Source organism: Bradyrhizobium sp. A5, from assembly GCF_042076515.1.
In the GTDB taxonomy this organism is placed as follows: domain Bacteria; phylum Pseudomonadota; class Alphaproteobacteria; order Rhizobiales; family Xanthobacteraceae; genus Bradyrhizobium; species Bradyrhizobium cosmicum.
In genome coordinates, this window is record NZ_CP148990.1 from 6,995,430 (window position 1) to 7,011,953 (window position 16,524).

14 protein-coding genes and 1 tRNA gene are annotated in these 16,524 nt (G+C 66.0%); 6 read left to right on the forward strand and 9 right to left on the reverse strand.

The window, feature by feature from the left end; genetic code table 11:
- Positions 1–111 precede the first annotated feature (111 nt).
- On the forward strand, positions 112–1,800 hold the full coding sequence (locus WHZ77_RS33105) for an MFS transporter (RefSeq protein ID WP_375311756.1): 1,689 nt from the start codon (positions 112–114) through the stop codon (positions 1,798–1,800).
- A gap of 53 nt (positions 1,801–1,853) precedes the next feature.
- Here the strand turns inward: WHZ77_RS33105 and WHZ77_RS33110 are convergent, their stop codons facing one another.
- Positions 1,854–2,069: a hypothetical protein gene (locus WHZ77_RS33110; RefSeq protein ID WP_375311757.1), complete on the reverse strand. Its 216-nt coding sequence runs from the start codon at positions 2,067–2,069 to the stop codon at positions 1,854–1,856.
- Positions 2,070–2,253: 184 nt separating this feature from the next.
- Positions 2,254–2,586: a hypothetical protein gene (locus tag WHZ77_RS33115; protein ID WP_375311758.1), complete on the reverse strand. Its 333-nt coding sequence runs from the start codon at positions 2,584–2,586 to the stop codon at positions 2,254–2,256.
- 254 nt (positions 2,587–2,840) lie between these two features.
- On the opposite strand from WHZ77_RS33115, the gene WHZ77_RS33120 reads away from it, so the two are divergent.
- Positions 2,841–3,902, forward strand: a complete 1,062-nt coding sequence (locus WHZ77_RS33120) for a polysaccharide deacetylase family protein (RefSeq protein WP_375311759.1) — start codon at positions 2,841–2,843, stop codon at positions 3,900–3,902.
- Between the two features lie 71 nt (positions 3,903–3,973).
- Here WHZ77_RS33120 and WHZ77_RS33125 read toward each other — a convergent pair whose 3' ends face one another.
- From WHZ77_RS33125 to WHZ77_RS33150, 6 genes are all read right to left on the reverse strand, one after another.
- Complete coding sequence (locus WHZ77_RS33125; RefSeq protein WP_375311760.1) at positions 3,974–4,369, reverse strand: hypothetical protein; 396 nt, start codon at positions 4,367–4,369, stop codon at positions 3,974–3,976.
- A 109-nt stretch (positions 4,370–4,478) separates the two neighbouring features.
- Positions 4,479–5,993 (reverse strand): hypothetical protein, encoded by a 1,515-nt coding sequence (locus WHZ77_RS33130; RefSeq protein ID WP_375311761.1) that lies wholly within the window; start codon positions 5,991–5,993, stop codon positions 4,479–4,481.
- A 183-nt stretch (positions 5,994–6,176) separates the two neighbouring features.
- A tRNA-Thr gene (locus WHZ77_RS33135) sits at positions 6,177–6,252 on the reverse strand.
- A 100-nt stretch (positions 6,253–6,352) separates the two neighbouring features.
- A complete protein-coding gene (locus WHZ77_RS33140; RefSeq protein WP_375311762.1) occupies positions 6,353–8,083 on the reverse strand; it encodes a heme biosynthesis HemY N-terminal domain-containing protein in 1,731 nt (576 codons plus the stop codon).
- Positions 8,084–8,119: 36 nt separating this feature from the next.
- On the reverse strand, positions 8,120–9,325 hold the full coding sequence (locus WHZ77_RS33145) for a COG4223 family protein (RefSeq protein ID WP_375311763.1): 1,206 nt from the start codon (positions 9,323–9,325) through the stop codon (positions 8,120–8,122).
- 65 nt (positions 9,326–9,390) lie between these two features.
- Positions 9,391–10,152 (reverse strand): uroporphyrinogen-III synthase, encoded by a 762-nt coding sequence (locus WHZ77_RS33150; RefSeq protein WP_375311764.1) that lies wholly within the window; start codon positions 10,150–10,152, stop codon positions 9,391–9,393.
- Positions 10,153–10,303: 151 nt separating this feature from the next.
- Here WHZ77_RS33150 and tsaD point away from each other — a divergent pair, with 151 nt between their 5' ends.
- From tsaD to WHZ77_RS33165, 3 genes are read left to right on the forward strand one after another with little or no spacing between them, the layout of a single operon-like run.
- Positions 10,304–11,377, forward strand: a complete 1,074-nt coding sequence (tsaD, locus tag WHZ77_RS33155) for a tRNA (adenosine(37)-N6)-threonylcarbamoyltransferase complex transferase subunit TsaD (RefSeq protein ID WP_375311765.1) — start codon at positions 10,304–10,306, stop codon at positions 11,375–11,377.
- A gap of 2 nt (positions 11,378–11,379) precedes the next feature.
- Entirely contained in the window at positions 11,380–12,360 is a 981-nt protein-coding gene (locus WHZ77_RS33160; RefSeq protein WP_375311766.1) for an NAD(P)H-dependent glycerol-3-phosphate dehydrogenase, read from the forward strand.
- Positions 12,361–12,362: 2 nt separating this feature from the next.
- Entirely contained in the window at positions 12,363–12,776 is a 414-nt protein-coding gene (locus WHZ77_RS33165) for an EVE domain-containing protein (RefSeq protein WP_375311767.1), read from the forward strand.
- A 15-nt stretch (positions 12,777–12,791) separates the two neighbouring features.
- On the opposite strand, the gene WHZ77_RS33170 is transcribed toward WHZ77_RS33165, so the two are convergent.
- The gene (locus WHZ77_RS33170) at positions 12,792–13,961 is read right to left on the reverse strand and encodes a DNA topoisomerase IB (protein WP_375311768.1); all 1,170 of its coding nucleotides are present in this window, start codon (positions 13,959–13,961) and stop codon (positions 12,792–12,794) included.
- A 413-nt stretch (positions 13,962–14,374) separates the two neighbouring features.
- On the opposite strand from WHZ77_RS33170, the gene acs reads away from it, so the two are divergent.
- Positions 14,375–16,321 (forward strand): acetate--CoA ligase, encoded by a 1,947-nt coding sequence (gene acs / locus WHZ77_RS33175; RefSeq protein WP_375311769.1) that lies wholly within the window; start codon positions 14,375–14,377, stop codon positions 16,319–16,321.
- Positions 16,322–16,524 lie beyond the last annotated feature (203 nt).

A 16,524-nucleotide genomic window follows, 5' to 3' on the forward strand; every position in this document is an offset into this window, starting at 1 on the left:
TACCGGCCTAACCACTGGACAGCGAAGGACTTTCACAGGCATCACTGAACGTGCCGGAATCACCCAAAGACCGCTCCCAGAGCACTTCTGCCATCCGATATGGAAGGGGATATGACCGAGCAGACGAACCGTCAGAAAATTGCGGCCGACGGCATCACCGCCCCGCTGCGGTACACCTTGTTCCGGCGCATCTGGCTCGCCAGCCTGCTCTCCAATCTCGGCCTGCTGATCCAGGGCGTGGGCGCGGCTTGGGCGATGACGCAGATGGCGGCCTCGGCCGACAAGGTCGCACTGGTGCAGACCGCGCTGATGCTGCCGATCATGCTGATCTCGATGCCGGCCGGCGCCATCGCTGACATGTATGACCGCCGTATCGTGACCTTGATTTCGCTCGCGATCGCGCTGATCGGTGCGACCGCGCTGACGGTGCTGGCCTGGCTTCAGCTGATCACCCCGGAAACGCTGCTCGTCTTCTGCTTCGTGGTGGGCAGCGGCAATGCGCTGTTCGGACCGGCGTGGCAATCCTCGGTCAGCGAGCAGGTTCCGCCCGAAGCCCTGCCGTCGGCCGTCGCGCTGAACGGCATCAGCTACAATATCGCACGCAGCTTCGGTCCCGCGGTCGGCGGCGTCATCGTCGCCTCGCTCGGCGCGGTGGCCGCCTTCGCCTGCAATGCGATCCTCTACCTGCCGCTGCTGGTGGTGTTGCTGCTGTGGCGGCGCAACACCGAGCCGTCACGCCTGCCGCGGGAAAAGCTCAACCGCGCCATGGTCTCGGGCTTCCGCTACATCACCAATTCGCCGCCGATCAAGATCGTGCTGTTGCGCACATTGGTGATGGGGCTGATCGGCGGCGCCGTGATGGCGCTGATGCCGCTAGTCGCGCGCGACCTGCTCCATGGCGGCGCGCAGACCTACGGCATCATGCTCGGCGCCTTCGGCATGGGCGCCGTCGTCGGCGCGCTCAACATTCACGAACTGCGCAAGCGCATGAGCGGTGAGGCCGCGATCCGCGCCTGCACCATCTCGATGGCGTTCGCGATGGCAGCGCTCGCGGTCAGCAACGAGCCGGTGCTCACCGCAGCTGCGCTGGTGCTCGCGGGCGCGGTCTGGATGGCCGCGATCGCACTGTTCAATATCGGCGTGCAGCTCTCGGCGCCGCGCTGGGTCGCCGGCCGCTCGCTCGCGGCGTTCCAGGCCTCGATCTCCGGCGGCATCGCGATCGGCGCCTGGGGCTGGGGCCGTCTCACCGACTATGCCGGCGTCGAAATCGCGCTACTGACGGCCGCCGGTCTGATGCTGATCTCGCCGGTGCTCGGACTCTGGCTCACGATGCCGCGCGTCGGCGCCCGCAACGAGGACGCCGACGTGCTGGCCGATCCCGAGGTGAAGCTATCGCTCACCGGCCGCAGCGGGCCCCTGGTGGTCGAGATCGAATACCGAGTCGCTCAAGAGAACGCGCGCGCCTTCCACAACGTGATGCAGGACGTGCAGCTCTCCCGGCAGCGCAACGGCGCCTATGGCTGGTCGATCGCACGCGACATCGCCGATCCCGAATTGTGGACCGAGCGCTATCATTGCCCGACCTGGTTCGACTATCTGCGCCAGCGCAACCGTTCGACCCAATCCGAGCGTGCGCTGCATCAGCAGGCGATCGATTTCCACGTCGGCCCCGATCCGGTGCGGATTCGCCGCATGCTGGAGCGTCCGTTCGGGTCGGTGCGCTGGAAGGAAGAGACGCCGGATCGTGCCGGCGCCGAGGTGCTGCCCGTGGTCGCGACCGCCGCGGGGAGCAGTACGTAGGGCCCTCGTCATTCCGGGTTCGCGCTTCGCGCGCCCCGGATGACGGCGGTAGTTTACTGCCCGTGATCGGTCAGCACCTTTTCGCAGCCCTTGCTCAGCTTCGTGCGATTCTGCTTCAGGCAGGCGAGCACGGCGCTATCGCCATTGTTCATCACGGCGCGGCAGAAGCGCGTGACATCGCGCGCGCAGGCGTCCTGTCCGGGCTGATGCTGCGCCGATGCGCCCGATGCGCACAGGAGCAGAGGAAGAATGAAAAGGAATCTGGTCATCGCGTAATGCCTCTTACCCGGAAGATGTGCGGGCGAAGCTAGTGCGACGATCTCCCAGCCGCAACGGCTTTATTGGCGGACTACGGGGCGCCGCCGCGTGGCCCCGGCTTGACGCCGGGGCACATCGCGAGGGGAGCTCGATGACGGCGACGCGCGATGCGTCACGCGCGTTACTGGCTGTCTCTTACTGGCTGTCCTGGGCGTCAGCGACCTTGCGTGAGGCGCCCTTGGCGAGATCCTTGTCCATCACGGCGCGGCAGCCGGCGCTCAGATCCGAGCGGTGCCTCATCATGCACGCCGTGATCTTCGGGATGTTGGGGATTTCCGACGAGCACAGGCGGAAGGCGTCGCCCGTGCACTGCTGCTGTGCTTCGGCCGAGAAGGCGAAGCTCGAGGTCGTCGAGACGATCGAGACGATCGAGACGATCGCGGCAAAGCCCAGAGCCAGGCTGGTGTCGCGGATCTTGCTAGTCAGGGACTTGGTAGAGAACGACTTGGTGTTCAGCGAGGCGGTCATTTGAAGCTCCCATTGGCGCCGCCGTGGCGAACGCCCGTTGTTGATGGGACTGACGATGCTCCGGCAAAACACTTTCTACTGTGATGACGGTCACGGGCCGCACCCGGACTGTGACATTGGTCACGTTGGCGCACCCTGCTGAAAAACCGGCGCAAACGCTGTCGTGTTGGTGTCACGTTAACTGTTCCTTCGCATTAATAACCGGGCGCGCGGGAAAATCCGCCGGTTTGGTTGCGTAATTGGAAAGAGTAGCGATGCGTAATGCGTTGGGCCTGATGCTGGCCAGTGTAGTTGCGGCGGTCGTGATCGCCGCCGGCGGTTGGTTTTATTATTCCTCGATCGCCGATCAGGGCGCTCCCAAGACAATTGCCGCCCGTGTCGCCGATCCATTGCCGGCACCGGCCAAGCTCGCCGCCAAGGATGACGTCTCAACCACCGCGACGATCGCGGCCAAGCCGACGGCAATGGCTCAGGCAGCGGTCCCTGCGCCCGCTCCGGCGATGCCGGTGCAGCCGAATCAGGCCTGCGCCAATCCGAACGCGCTGGGCGTTTCCCGCGTGGTCGAGATCGACACCACCGGCGGCCCCGGCTTCGGCTTCGAAACGTTCAAGCAATTCGACTTCCTCACCGACAAGGAGGTCGTGCTGACCTTCGACGACAGCCCCTGGCCGGTCAACACGCCCGCGGTGCTGAAGGCGCTCGCGGAAGAATGCGCCAAGGGCCTGTTCTTCTCGGTCGGCAAGCATGCGACCTGGCATCCTGAAATCCTGCGCCAGGTGCTGGCCCAGGGCCACACGGTCGGCACCCACACCTGGTCGCACCTCAATCTCAACAGCAAGAAGTTGACGGAGCAGCAGGCCAAGGACGAAATCGAGAAGGGCTTCAGCGCCGTGAAGCTCGCGCTCGGCACCAACCCGGCGCCGTTCTTCCGCTTTCCGCAGCTTCAGCACAATCCCGCCATGGTGAGCTATCTCGGCACCCGCAACGTCGCGATGTGGTCGACCGATCTGGATTCCTTCGACTTCAGGAAGGGCGCCACCCCGGAGAAGATCGTCAACACGGTGATGACCAAGCTCGACAAGCTCGGCAAGGGAATCATCCTGATGCACGACTTCCAGAAGCACACGGGCGAGGCGCTGCCGACCCTGCTCGCGCGGCTGAAGGCCGGCGGTTACAAGATCGTGCAGATCAAGGCCAAGACGACCTTCCAGTCGTTGCCTGAATACGACGATGCGCTGTTGAAGGATATGAAGGTGCCGACGGCAAGCACCAACACGCGTCCGATCTCGAGCGTGGTGCAGACGGTTTCGCAGTAACAAAATCACTCTTCAAGCCGCGCATGGCCGGGCCTTCGCCCGGCCATTTGCTTTTGTGGGGAAACCACGACTTACCAATAAATACCGTGGCGATGCAGCTCGCTGATGATGCGGCGCTCGGTCGAGCTACGCTGGTGCTTCGGCTTGCTGGCCTTCGCCGTCGTCTTCGGCGCAGGCGGAGTTGCAACCGGCGCCGAAGCCGTCGTGATCACGGCGGGCGCGATCGCTGAAGCGGGCGCAGGAGCGGGGGCCGCGGCTGGAGCAGGCGGAGCCGGGATCGCCGGCGGACGATCGACATATTTCGGAGCCTCGACGGCCGGCCCGACCTCGCTGATTTGCGTCGTCGGCGTGGTGGTCGTGGCGGCTGGCGGCGCCGCCGTTGCCGTGGACAGCGACAGGCTGCGGTCGCCCGCATGGGCAGACGCGGAAGCCAGCACCATGGCGGCAACCAGAATGATCTTGCGCATGTGAAATCTCCCCGTGTTTGCGTAACCGGGACATTATGGGAGATGCGGCCGGGATTATGTGATCAGCCTCACACGGACTGCCGATCCGTTCGAACCCGCCAGGCCGCGGTCAGCATCCGCGCCGATAGACCCGCAGCGTCACGTCTGGAAACTTTTGGGACTCAAGCAGGCAAAGGCCTTTTTCCGCGTCCATCCGGGCGATGAGCTCGTCGCCAACGCGCGGTCCGACCAGCGTGTGCGGGATCGAGCTGGAGAGCACGAGAATTTCCGACTGCAACAGCGCATCGCCCGTAGCCTGTGCCGTGCGATGATACAGCTCGTTGCGCACGATAAGATTCATCCGCGCCCGTTCGGCGTAGAGCTGGATGGTCGCCGAGGTCACCGGATAGGGGCTCGAAAAGGCGACGTAGAGCGGGCCGGGTTTTTCGGGTTTCATGTCGCGCAGAGCGACCAGAGTCGCTCGGTCGCAAGGCTTATGTCCTGCTGCTGCTGCGGGCTCACCGGTGTCGCCGTGCTGATCTGGCCGGTGACGACGTGCCTGACGAACAGCTGGACGAGAAACACCAGCGCAAGCACCCGGCCAGCCGTGAGAAGATGACGGCGGATGTCGGTCCCCGAAGCGGTCGAGGAGGGCTTCCCCGAGCGCCAGGCAGGCGCAGCCGTTAAGGACCATCGCGACGACGAACAGGCCATAAAACATTGCGCCGAAATAATAGGTCTTGATCTCCGCCGCCGAAGGAATGGCGTAGGAGATCAGAACAGCCGCGAGCAGAACGACGGCATCCAGCAGTGCGCCCTGACCGTGAATGGCCGCGAGCACGAGACGCAGCAGCATCAAGATCAGCCCGATGGCGAACCAATAGTGCAGGCCGAACTGTCCTTCGCCACCGATCGAGAAGCGCAGCAACCCAGCCCAAAAACTTTCACCTGTTGTCCAGAGATCGCGCTGGCCGACGAACACATTTAAGATGTAGGCGACGGTCTCGACCAAGGCAGGCCCGATCAGCACGGCCACTATCGCGATCAACGGCAGCACGAACCACAGCAGCGCGTCGAACGCAGTGCGCATCGACAGCCGCAATCCACCGGCCTGGATGCAATCGACAAGCAGCCGGATCGCATATGCGCTGCCGAGCAATGCGAGTGCGGCGGGGAACGCCGTCGGCTTGATGCTGGCGGCAAGGCCAATGGCAAGACCCGAGGGCAGATCGGGGCGTGCTTCGGTGACCGTGTGCCACAGCACCGGCGCGCAAGATGCCGCAATCAAGCCCGCCGCGATCTCTAGCACGGGTCTGCGCCAGATCAGCCAGACGATCCCGAGCAGGAATGCAAGGACGACCACGGCGTGGACGAGATAGGGCCCGATAAAGCTGCCGGGAAAAAGCCCGAGGCCGATGATGGCGACCAGCGACGAGAAAGGCGCGTGCTGACGCAGCAAGTCCCAGAGGCTGACGAAAATACTTTGATCTTTTGCAGCATTCGTCCACCGCACGGCGTCGAGAAAATATGAAATGTCGTCATAGAGCGGAGGAGCGGACAGCCGGCCGTGCAGGTATGAGGCTTCGAGCGATCGCGAAGCAACGATGGCGGTGATGCCCAAGGCGAGAATGGCGAGACCGGACATTCGGAACCATACATTCCGGTTCGTTGTCCTGTCCCTGTTCTCCGTGCCCACCACTTGCCCCATCACGCGCAATTCGTCGCCAGCGCATCGTAGTGACACCGTAAGCGCGTGCAACGCGCGTGCTCATGCCGGCTGGAAGCGCGGTCAAATGCCGGCTTGTGACGATCGGATGAATTGGGGCGCTGGTGCCGCAAGAGGGATTCGAACCCCCGACCCCGTCATTACGAATGACGTGCTCTACCAACTGAGCTATTGCGGCTAACCCTGCCGGGGCCCGGGCGATGCCGGCCCCGATACGCGCGCTTCTGATATCGGGCATGGCCCGAATTGGCAAGGACAAGCGGGGCGCGAAATGCGCCTCACGCCCCCCAGCGGGACCAGAATCCGCGCCAGCCGCCGGCCTGGGCTTTGGGCGTGCCGATTTGTTCCGTAAATTCGTCGCTCGGGCCCTCGTCATCGATCCCGGGATCATCCGGAGCGCGAACGATCGGGACGACGGCGGGGATCGGGGCGGGCGCTGGCTTGCCGAGGTCGGTGCGGGTCCGGAACACAGGGGTTGCCGCCACGGGCGCTGATTCGGCTGGCGCGGGGACCGGATCGACTGGCTCGGCGGGCGTGACCGCCGGCTCTTCCAGCGCGGCCGCAGGCGAATTGTCCTGTGCGGCAGGGATCGGCGCAGCTGGAGCAGGTTCCACCGGGCTTTCGCTCGGTGATGCCGTCACCCGCTTGGGCGGCGGGGCTGCCAGCATGGCTTCCTCGAACGCCGAGGATTCGATCGTCGTACCCCTGTCCGAGGGCAGGCTGGCGACCGGCGTCTGCCACTGGAAAGCATCGAGCCGGCCGGTGACCGGCGAGACCGGACGCCAGCGATCGCTGACATAGCCGTCCGCGGTCCAGGCCGGATCATGGCGGGCGCGCACGGCCCGCAAGGTCCAGGCGCGGGCGCGGCCACCATCGCCATGCTCGGTGCGCTCGATCTCGGCCATCAAAAGCGCAACGCGCTGGGTCGGATCGTTGACGTAAGGCGCCAGCGCCGCTCGCGCGCGGTCGAACTCGGAGGCATCGATCGCCGCGCGCGCGATCGCGAGCTGGCCCTCGACATGGCCGGCCTTGTCGGCCGGCGTCTTGGCGGCAAGCGTCTCGACCCGCTGCAAGCGCTGCCGCGCGGAATCGCCGAGCTTCACATGCGCATAGGCATCCGCGAGATCGGGATGCGGATTGGCCAGCCATGCAGCCTCGACCAGCTTCATCGCGCGGCGCACCTGATGCGCCTCGCTCTCGAATTTTGCCGCGAGCACCGCGGCCGGCACCAGGGTCGGTGCCAGCTTGATCGCCTCCATCACGCTCTCGCGCGCGACGTCGCGGTCCATGGTCTCGAGCTCCAGCGCCCGTGCGGTGAGCAGCACGCCGCGCTGGCGGCGATAGGCCTGCTTGTCGATCAGGCCCGCGGACAGGTTCGAATCGAGGATCGCGAGCGCGCCGCTCCAGTCGCCGCGCGCGCAGCGGAAGCCGAGCACCGCATGCGAGGCCCAGGTCGAGGACGGCGACAGCCTGATCGCTTCTTCGGCGATCATCACCGCGCCGACCGCATCGTCGGCGCGCTGCGCCTCGATGAACAGACCGCGCAAACCGAGCAGGCGGGTATCTTCGCGCTCGGCCATGGCGCGGAAGGCGCGCTGTGCCTCGTCGCGATTGCCTTCGAGCTGAGCGGACTGCGCATGCAGCAGCAGCGCGAGCGGATCGTTTCCGGCAAGCCGCCGCGCGGTGTCGGCGTGCCGGCGGGCGAGCGCGGTATCGCCATGACCGATTGCAAGCAGGCCGTGGGTGATGGCGTGGCGCCCGCGCGCGTGGCGCTTCTCATGACGACGGCGGCGCAGACGGCCCGGCGTGCGCCAGAGCGTCGTCAGGATGCTCCAGGCCAGCACGACGGCCGCGGCAAAGAGGCCGAGCAGGAACACGAACCTGGGAAGTGTCGTCGAGGCGCGGAAGCCGCCCGCGGTGAGGACGAGATCGCCGGGCTGATCGGCAATCCAGGCCGCGCCGGCGCCTGCCAGCGCGATCAGAACGAGGAAGAGGACGATGCGAAGCATGACGATCCCTATACGCGCAGATTGTTGCGCGAACCTTTATTGAGCGGGCTTGACGAGATCCGCCATGGCATCGTCGGCGAATTTGCGGGACGCGGCGAGCGCCGCATCGCGGGCATCGGCCTTGTCGAGCCAGGCCTGCGCCGGCGCGCGATCGGCCTCGGGCAACGTCTTGAGCTCGCGCCGCGCTTCGACGAAGTCATTGCGCAGCGCCGCGGCCGTCACCCGCGCGACGATGGCGCCGCGGTCGTTGCCGACCCCATCGGTACGCTCGATGCGGACGAGTTTCGAAGCTCCTGCCTGGAGACGCTCGACGATGCCGGCGCCGGCGGCGGGAGCTTCCGGCGGCGGAGAGAGTTTTGGCACGATGTTGAGCAGCTCGCGGCTCAGCGCGACCGGCGTCGGGATGCCTGACGATGCGAAGCCGTCGAGCGGCTTCAGCGCATCGGGCTTGCTCGCCAACGACCGCGCCGCGGACAGCTGCGACTGATAGGGGTCGCCATGGCGAACGGCAACGTCGAGCAGGGCCGCCGCCACCACATGCCGCAGTGGCTTGTCGTCCATCTTCTCGCCCTGTTGTGCGAGCTCGGCGCGTTCGGTCTTGCTGGCGCGCTCGAGCTGCGCGACGCGATTGGCGAGATCGGAAGATGCTGCAACATCGCGCGGCGCGGATTTCGCATCGTTCAACGCGCTCGCGGTCTTGTCGGATTGCGCCCGCAGATTGGCGACGTCGCCGCGCAACGCGCCGGCCAATTTTTCCAGCGCGTCGATCCGCGCCACCATGGCCGGATCCGCCGCGGGCTTGCCAATTCTGGTTTCGATCGCGGCCACGCGCCCACCCAGCGCGTCCACCGTCGCGCTCGTCACCTGCGGCGCGGCGGGCGGCGCCTGCACGGCAGGCCAGCCCAGCATCCAGCCGACCGCGATCACGATCGCAGCTCCGGCCGCTCCGGCGAATGGGGCGATGACCCATGGTGACACCGGCGCGGACGCGGGTGCAGCGGCGGCCGCCGCCTCGGCGTGATCGGGCTGCTGGTCAGGCTTGGCCAGGTCAGGCTTGGCTTCGTCGGCACCAACCTGCTCATGCGCGACCTGCTCGGGCGGCGGTTGAGCCTCGGGCTCGCCCGCCACCTCCCGCGGCTGGGTGGAGACTTCGGTCGCCTCAAGCTCGATGGTGGGCGGCGTGCGCTTGGCGCGGCCGGATTCGGGAGCCAATCCTGCGTCTTCAGGCTTGTCGTCGGCCATCGTGACGGTTCCTCACACTTACATGCCCTAAACGGACCCGATTGCGTCGGATTCGGCCCGACCTCTTACGCCAAACGGGTGCGCAAAGCACGCTCCAAGGCATCAAACAGGGCATTTTCGTCCGGGCTCGCGGCCACCAGAACCTGTGACGCGCCGGCATCGCGCAGCACGCTGGCGACCGTCTCGGACAGGCAGCATTGCGGAATCGCCAGCGCCGAGATTTCGACGCCTTCGTCCCGCGCGGCATCCAGGAAGGCGCGCGCGCTGCGCCGGGAGTAATGCAGCACCGCCTCGATCCCATGGGTGGCAAAGCCGTCGCAAACCTCGCGCGGCAGCACCGTGACCGGAGCCATGCGATAGGTCGTCTGCGTCACCACGTTGAATCCTTCGGCGCCAAGTTCCGCGCCGAGATCGCGCGACAGATCAGCACCCGCCAGATACAGCAGCGTGCTTTTCTTCTTCAGTACCTTGTCGCGCGCGCTCTGCATCACTCTGTCGCGCAAGGCTGCGGCATCGCCGGCCGCGACGATCACCTCGGCAAAGCCGGCGGCGCGCGCCGCGGCAGCCGTATGCTCGCCGACCGCGAACAGCGGCAGCTTCAGCAGCCCAAGGTTCGTCAAGCCAGGGTCCTGCAATTGCGGCGCGACGGCCCGGATCGCATTGCCCGATGTGACGATGATGGCGCTGTAGTTCGCTTCGCTCTCGTCATGGAAGGCGACCGGCTCGAACTTGAGCACCGGCGCGAGCAGCACCACATGCCCCCGCGCGCGCAGATTCTCCGCCGTCGCCTCGTTGTCGGGATGCGGCCGTGTGACAAGAATGGACATCGCAGATGTTCCGGAAACCAAGTGGCGGTGACGCATTGACGAGGATGGATGCGCGTGACGATTGCGCAAACCGACCCCGGAATGCTACCGGACGTACCAGAACTCTGCTTTATGGATGAGCGCAAGGCGCAAATTGGATAACAATTCGCCAATGCTGGTACTGGGCATCGAGACCACCTGCGACGAGACCGCCGCGGCCGTGATCGAGCGCGCGCCTGACGGCAGCGGCAAGATCCTGTCCAACATCGTTCGGTCGCAGGTCGAAGAGCACGCCCGCTTCGGCGGCGTCGTACCCGAGATCGCCGCACGCGCGCATGTCGACCTGCTCGACGGCATCATCGACCGCGCGATGCGCGAGGCCGGCATCGGCTTCGCCCAGCTTGATGGCGTCGCGGCGGCCGCGGGGCCGGGGCTCATCGGCGGCGTCATCGTCGGGCTCACCACCGCGAAGGCGATCGCGATGGTTCATGACACGCCGCTGGTCGCGGTGAACCATCTCGAAGCGCACGCGCTGACGCCGCGCCTGACCGACGGGGTTGAATTTCCCTACTGCCTGTTCCTCGCCTCGGGCGGCCATACCCAGATCGTCGCGGTCACCGGCGTCGGCCAGTATGTGCGACTCGGCACCACCGTCGACGACGCCATCGGCGAGGCCTTCGACAAGGTCGCGAAGATGCTGGGCCTTCCATATCCCGGCGGTCCGCAGGTCGAAAGCGCCGCGGCCGGCGGCGATGCCACGCGCTTTGCATTGCCACGGCCGATGCAGGGGCGCCCCGATGCCAACTTCTCGCTGTCGGGATTGAAGACGGCGGTGCGCAACGAAGCGAGCCGGCTCGCCGAGATCACACCGCAGGACATCAGCGACCTCTGCGCAAGCTTCCAGGCTGCCGTGCTGGACTCCACCGCCGACCGGCTGCGGGTTGGCTTGAGGCTTTTCCGCGAACGGTTCGGTGCACCGCATGCGCTGGTGGCGGCCGGCGGCGTCGCCGCCAATCAGGCGATTCGTGGCGCGCTGCATGACGTGGCGCGGCAAGCCGGGACGCAACTGATCATGCCGCCGCCCGCGCTCTGCACCGACAACGGCGCGATGATCGCCTGGGCCGGTGCCGAACGCCTCGCACTCGGCCTGACCGATACGATGGAAGCGCAGCCCCGCGCGCGCTGGCTGCTCGACGCGAACGCCACCGCGCCGGCAGGCTACGGCAAAACGCGGGCGGGATATTGAAGATGGCTGCGTTCGACTCGGTCGGGGTGATCGGGGCGGGTGCCTGGGGCACGGCGCTGGCGACGGTGGCGGCGCGCGCCGGGCGGAGCGTGACGCTGTGGGCGCGCAATGCGGAGCATGCGACGCGGATCGCATCGACCCGCGATAATCCACGGCTGCCTGGCGTTCGGCTGGCGCCGGAGATCATCATCACGCACCAGCTCGCGGAAGCCGCGCGCGCGGACATGTTGCTGATCGCGACGCCGGCGCAGCATCTGCGCGGCGCGGTCAACATGCTGGCCTCGCATCTGGCAAAGCCGGTGCCGATCGTCGCCTGCGCCAAGGGCATCGAGCACGGCACCCACAAATTCATGACCGACGTGATCGCCGAAGCCGCGCCGCATGCGCAGCCGGCGATCCTGTCGGGCCCCAGCTTTGCCGACGACGTCGCGCGCGGATTGCCAACGGCGGTGACGCTGGCGGCGCAGGACGAAGCGCTCGCAAGTGGCCTGGTGCAGGCGCTGGGCTCGCCGACGTTCCGGCCATATCACTCGACCGACATCCGCGGCGTCGAGATCGGCGGCGCCGCCAAGAACGTGCTGGCAATCGCGGTCGGCATCGCCGTCGGGCGCAAGCTCGGCGCCTCCGCCCAGGCCGCACTCACGACTCGCGGCTTCGCCGAGCTGACGCGGCTCGGCCGCGCGCTGGGTGCGCGCAGCGAGACACTCACCGGGCTGTCCGGTCTCGGCGACCTGATCCTGACCTGCGCGAGCCCGCAATCACGCAATTTCGCACTCGGGCTCGCACTCGGCCGTGGCGAGCAGCCGCCCGCCGGCAAGCTTGCCGAGGGTGAATTCACCGCGCCGGTGCTGATCGAGCTCGCGGCTTCGCACAACATCGAGATGCCGGTATCGGAAGCCGTCGCTTCGATCCTGGGCGGCCGCAGCACGATCGATGCCGCGATCTCGGGGCTGCTGACGCGGCCGTTCAAGTCAGAGGAATGAACATGGCGTACTGGCTGGTGAAATCCGAACCGTCGGTGTGGTCCTGGGACCAGCAGGTGGCGAAGGGCGCCAAGGGCGAAGCCTGGACCGGCGTGCGCAATTACACCGCGCGTATCAACCTCGTGAACATGAAGAAGGGCGACAAGGCGTTCTTCTATCATTCCAACGAGGGCAAGGAGATCGTCGGCATCGCCGAGATCATCAAGGAAGCCTACCTCGACCCGACCGACAAGACCGAGAAATTCGTCTGCGTCGACATCAAGGCCGACAAGCCCTTGAAGACGCCGGTGACGATGGCCGCGATCAAGGCCGAGAAGAAGCTCGCCGACATGGCACTGGTGAAATATTCGCGCCTGTCGGTGCAGCCGGTGACGGCGGAGGAGTGGAAGCTCGTCTGCAAAATGGGCGGGGTTTAGTTTACCAAAGCCCGCTTACACCGCCGCGGTCGCGACCACCTGCTGCAACAGCTGCTCGCGCCTCGCCTGCGAACGCTGGCCCTTCATGGTCGCCGCAAAACGCTCGAGGATGCCGTCCTCGAAGGCGGTGACGATGGTGTCGTGAACGTAGCTCTTGCGGCAAATCGCCGGCGTGTTGGAGAGCTTGTCGGCGGCGGCGCGGATCGCATCCAGCACCTGCTTCTTGCGGCCGCGCTGGCTGGTCGCCGGCGTGATCCGCGACAGCGATTCGACGACGACGGCGGAGGCCATCAGGGTGCGGAAATCCTTTAGTGAAATCTTGATGCCGGCGATCTCGCGCAGGAACGCGTTCACCTGCGTGGTGCTGACCGCGCGCACGATGCCGTAGGCGTCGCGGTATTGGAACATGCGCTTGCCGGGAACGCCCTGCAGAATGCCGATGGCGCGCACCAGCTTGGCGGCGTCGCATTCTTTCCGCACCGCCTTGCCGCCCTTCGCCTTGAAGGTCAGCACGAAGCAATCGTCTTCGAGCGTGACGTTGGACTTCAGCAGCGTGGTCGCGCCGCGGGTGCCGTTGAGGCGGGCATAGGATTCATTGCCGGGACGGATCGCCGTGCGCGCGATCAGCTCGATCACGGCCGAGAGCGCGAACTCGCGGGTCGGCTCCTCGCCCGACAGGAACGCAGAAACCTTGCGCCGGATTTTTGGCAGCGCGCCGACAAGCTTTTCGAGGCGATGCGCCTTGCGGTGCTCGCGGACCTTCTCCCAGTCGGCGTGATAACGATATTGCAGCCGGCCCGCGGCATCGCGTCCCACGGCCTGCAGATGGGTGCTCGGATCGGCCGAGTAGCGCACCTCGCGATAGGCCGGCGGCACCGCCATGGCGTGCAGGCGGCGGATGGTGCGGGCGTCACGGATGTGGGCGCCATTGCCGCGAACGAAGGAATAGCCCTTGCCGCGCTTGATGCGGCGGATGGTCAGCTCGTTCTGGTCGCCGAGCCGCAGGCCCAGTTCCTTGGCGATCGCCTCGACCGTGGCCGCGGGCGCCGTATCGAAGACCTTTTTCGGGCTGGGACGGCTGGAACCGGCCGGTTTCGGCCATTGTCCGAGGGCTTTGGCCAGCGCGGCAGCAGCAGGATCGGCCGAAGCGGGCCGTAAAGTCCCGAGATTCTGCTGATCCATCATGGTCTTAAGCCTTAGCCCTGTCTGTTACCGGTCAATGCCGCTGTTCTGATGTTTGTTCCAAGGAGCCCTTGGACCGTCTCTTGGGACCCGGGTTAGCCACTTAGGGTGTTCCGAACGGCATTGCGAGTCCCGAATCAGTGACGGGCGGTTTCTAAATACCGTCTGCGGCGCATGGGCTCCCTGCGCAGGCCATTCCCCAGGATCTGGATAAAGACCCCGAGGCCTTCCCCTGAGGCTATTTCAGATCAGCGACAGTCGCCCGGTGGCCTTGATCCTCCGCATGGCCGACCGCCCGCCGAAGGTCCAGCTTGTGCTCCTTGTCGGGTGCGGTTAGCCCGACGCATAATCGGTTCAACGATCAAGTCGGCTCGCCGGCGGCCTGTGCCCCGGCTTGCCGCAGGTGGAGGGAAGATATGTCCGAGAAGATCTACGACGTCCCCGCGGAATGGGCCAAGCGGGCCTGGGTCGACCAGGCCAAGTACAAGGACATGTACGCGCGCTCGATCTCGGACCCGAACGCGTTCTGGGCCGAGCAGGCCAAGCGGATCGACTGGATGCACGCGCCGACCAAGATCGAGAACGTCTCCTTCGCGCCCGGCAACATCTCGATCAAATGGTTCGAGGACGGCATCCTCAACGTCGCCCATAACTGCATCGACCGGCATCTGCACAAGCGCGCCAACCAGACCGCGATCATCTGGGAAGGCGACGATCCCTCGCAGTCCAAGCACATCACCTATCAGGAATTGCACGACGAAGTCTGCCGGATGGCCAACATCCTGCGCACCCGCAACGTCAAGAAGGGCGACCGCGTCACCATCTACCTGCCGATGATTCCGGAAGCGGCCTACGCGATGCTGGCCTGCGCGCGGATCGGCGCGATCCATTCCGTGGTGTTCGCGGGCTTCTCGCCCGACAGCCTCGCCCAGCGCATCAACGACTGCCAATCCAAGATCATCATCACGGCGGACGAAGGCCTGCGCGGCGGCAAGAAAGTGCCGCTGAAGGCCAATGTCGACGCGGCGCTCGCCAAGGCCGACGGCGTTGACTGGGTCGTCGTGGTCAAGCGCACCGGCGGCAAGGTCGACATGAACCCGACCCGCGACCTCTGGTATCACGACGCCGCGGCGATGGTGACGACGGAATGCCCGGCCGAGCACATGCACGCCGAGGATCCGCTGTTCATCCTCTACACTTCGGGCTCGACCGGCCAGCCCAAGGGAGTGCTGCATACCTCCGGCGGCTATCTCGTGTTCGCGTCGATGACGCATCAATACGTCTTCGACTATCACGACGGCGACATCTACTGGTGCACCGCCGACGTCGGCTGGGTCACCGGCCACAGCTACATTCTCTACGGACCGCTCGCCAACGGCGCGACCACGCTGATGTTCGAAGGTGTGCCGAATTACCCGGATAATTCGCGGTTCTGGAACGTCATCGACAAGCACAAGGTCAACATCTTCTACACCGCACCGACGGCGATCCGCGCGCTGATGCAGAGCGGCGACGAACCCGTGAAGAAGACCTCGCGCGCGAGCTTGCGTTTGCTCGGCTCGGTCGGCGAACCCATCAATCCCGAAGCGTGGGAGTGGTATCACCGCGTCGTCGGCGATGACCGCTGCCCGATCGTCGACACCTGGTGGCAGACCGAGACCGGCGGCATCCTGATTACGCCGCTGCCGGGCGCAACCAGGCTCAAGCCGGGCTCGGCGACGCAGCCGTTCTTCGGCGTGGCGCCCGAGATCGTCGATGCCGACGGCAAGACGCTGGAAGGCGCGACCACCGGAAATCTCTGCCTCACGCGTTCCTGGCCGGGCCAGATGCGCACGGTCTATGGTGATCACGCCCGCTTCGAGCAGACCTACTTCTCGACATACCCGGGCAAGTATTTCACCGGCGACGGCTGCCGGCGCGACGCCGACGGCTATTACTGGATCACCGGCCGCGTCGACGACGTCATCAACGTCTCCGGCCATCGCATGGGCACCGCCGAAGTCGAGAGCGCGCTGGTCGCGCATGAGAAGGTGTCGGAAGCCGCCGTGGTCGGCTTCCCGCACGACATCAAGGGCCAGGGCATCTACGCCTATGTCACCCTGATGTCCGGGGTCGAGCCGACCGACGATCTGCGCAAGGAACTCGTCAGCTGGGTGCGCAAGGAGATCGGACCGATCGCCTCGCCCGACCAGATCCAGTTCGCGCCCAGCCTGCCCAAAACTCGCTCCGGCAAGATCATGCGCCGCATCCTGCGCAAGATCGCCGAGGACGAGCCGGGCAGCCTCGGGGACACCTCGACTTTGGCCGATCCCGGCGTCGTCGATGATCTCGTCAAGAACCGGCAGAACAAGAAGTCGGCGTAAGCCAAGGCTTCGTGCCCCGGACGCAGCGCAGCGCGCACTTCGCGGTGCGCTGCAGAGCCGGGGCCCAACTCTCCACGCGCAAAGAACAGGGTCCCGGCTCTGCGCCGCGTCGCTTCGTGCCGCGCCTTGTCCGGGACACGAGATCGGGCTTCAGAGGCCCCCTGAAACAACGGCCGTTCACACCCTCACGCTCTTGTCAGGAC

Coding starts and splice junctions, on each gene's coding strand:
- WHZ77_RS33105 (WP_375311756.1), top strand. CDS start 112: ATGACCGAGCAGACGAACCGTCAGAAAATTGCGGCCGACGGCATCACC.
- WHZ77_RS33110 (WP_375311757.1), bottom strand. CDS start 2,069: ATGACCAGATTCCTTTTCATTCTTCCTCTGCTCCTGTGCGCATCGGGC.
- WHZ77_RS33115 (WP_375311758.1), bottom strand. CDS start 2,586: ATGACCGCCTCGCTGAACACCAAGTCGTTCTCTACCAAGTCCCTGACT.
- WHZ77_RS33120 (WP_375311759.1), top strand. CDS start 2,841: ATGCGTAATGCGTTGGGCCTGATGCTGGCCAGTGTAGTTGCGGCGGTC.
- WHZ77_RS33125 (WP_375311760.1), bottom strand. CDS start 4,369: ATGCGCAAGATCATTCTGGTTGCCGCCATGGTGCTGGCTTCCGCGTCT.
- WHZ77_RS33130 (WP_375311761.1), bottom strand. CDS start 5,993: ATGTCCGGTCTCGCCATTCTCGCCTTGGGCATCACCGCCATCGTTGCT.
- WHZ77_RS33140 (WP_375311762.1), bottom strand. CDS start 8,083: ATGCTTCGCATCGTCCTCTTCCTCGTTCTGATCGCGCTGGCAGGCGCC.
- WHZ77_RS33145 (WP_375311763.1), bottom strand. CDS start 9,325: ATGGCCGACGACAAGCCTGAAGACGCAGGATTGGCTCCCGAATCCGGC.
- WHZ77_RS33150 (WP_375311764.1), bottom strand. CDS start 10,152: ATGTCCATTCTTGTCACACGGCCGCATCCCGACAACGAGGCGACGGCG.
- tsaD (WP_375311765.1), top strand. CDS start 10,304: ATGCTGGTACTGGGCATCGAGACCACCTGCGACGAGACCGCCGCGGCC.
- WHZ77_RS33160 (WP_375311766.1), top strand. CDS start 11,380: ATGGCTGCGTTCGACTCGGTCGGGGTGATCGGGGCGGGTGCCTGGGGC.
- WHZ77_RS33165 (WP_375311767.1), top strand. CDS start 12,363: ATGGCGTACTGGCTGGTGAAATCCGAACCGTCGGTGTGGTCCTGGGAC.
- WHZ77_RS33170 (WP_375311768.1), bottom strand. CDS start 13,961: ATGATGGATCAGCAGAATCTCGGGACTTTACGGCCCGCTTCGGCCGAT.
- acs (WP_375311769.1), top strand. CDS start 14,375: ATGTCCGAGAAGATCTACGACGTCCCCGCGGAATGGGCCAAGCGGGCC.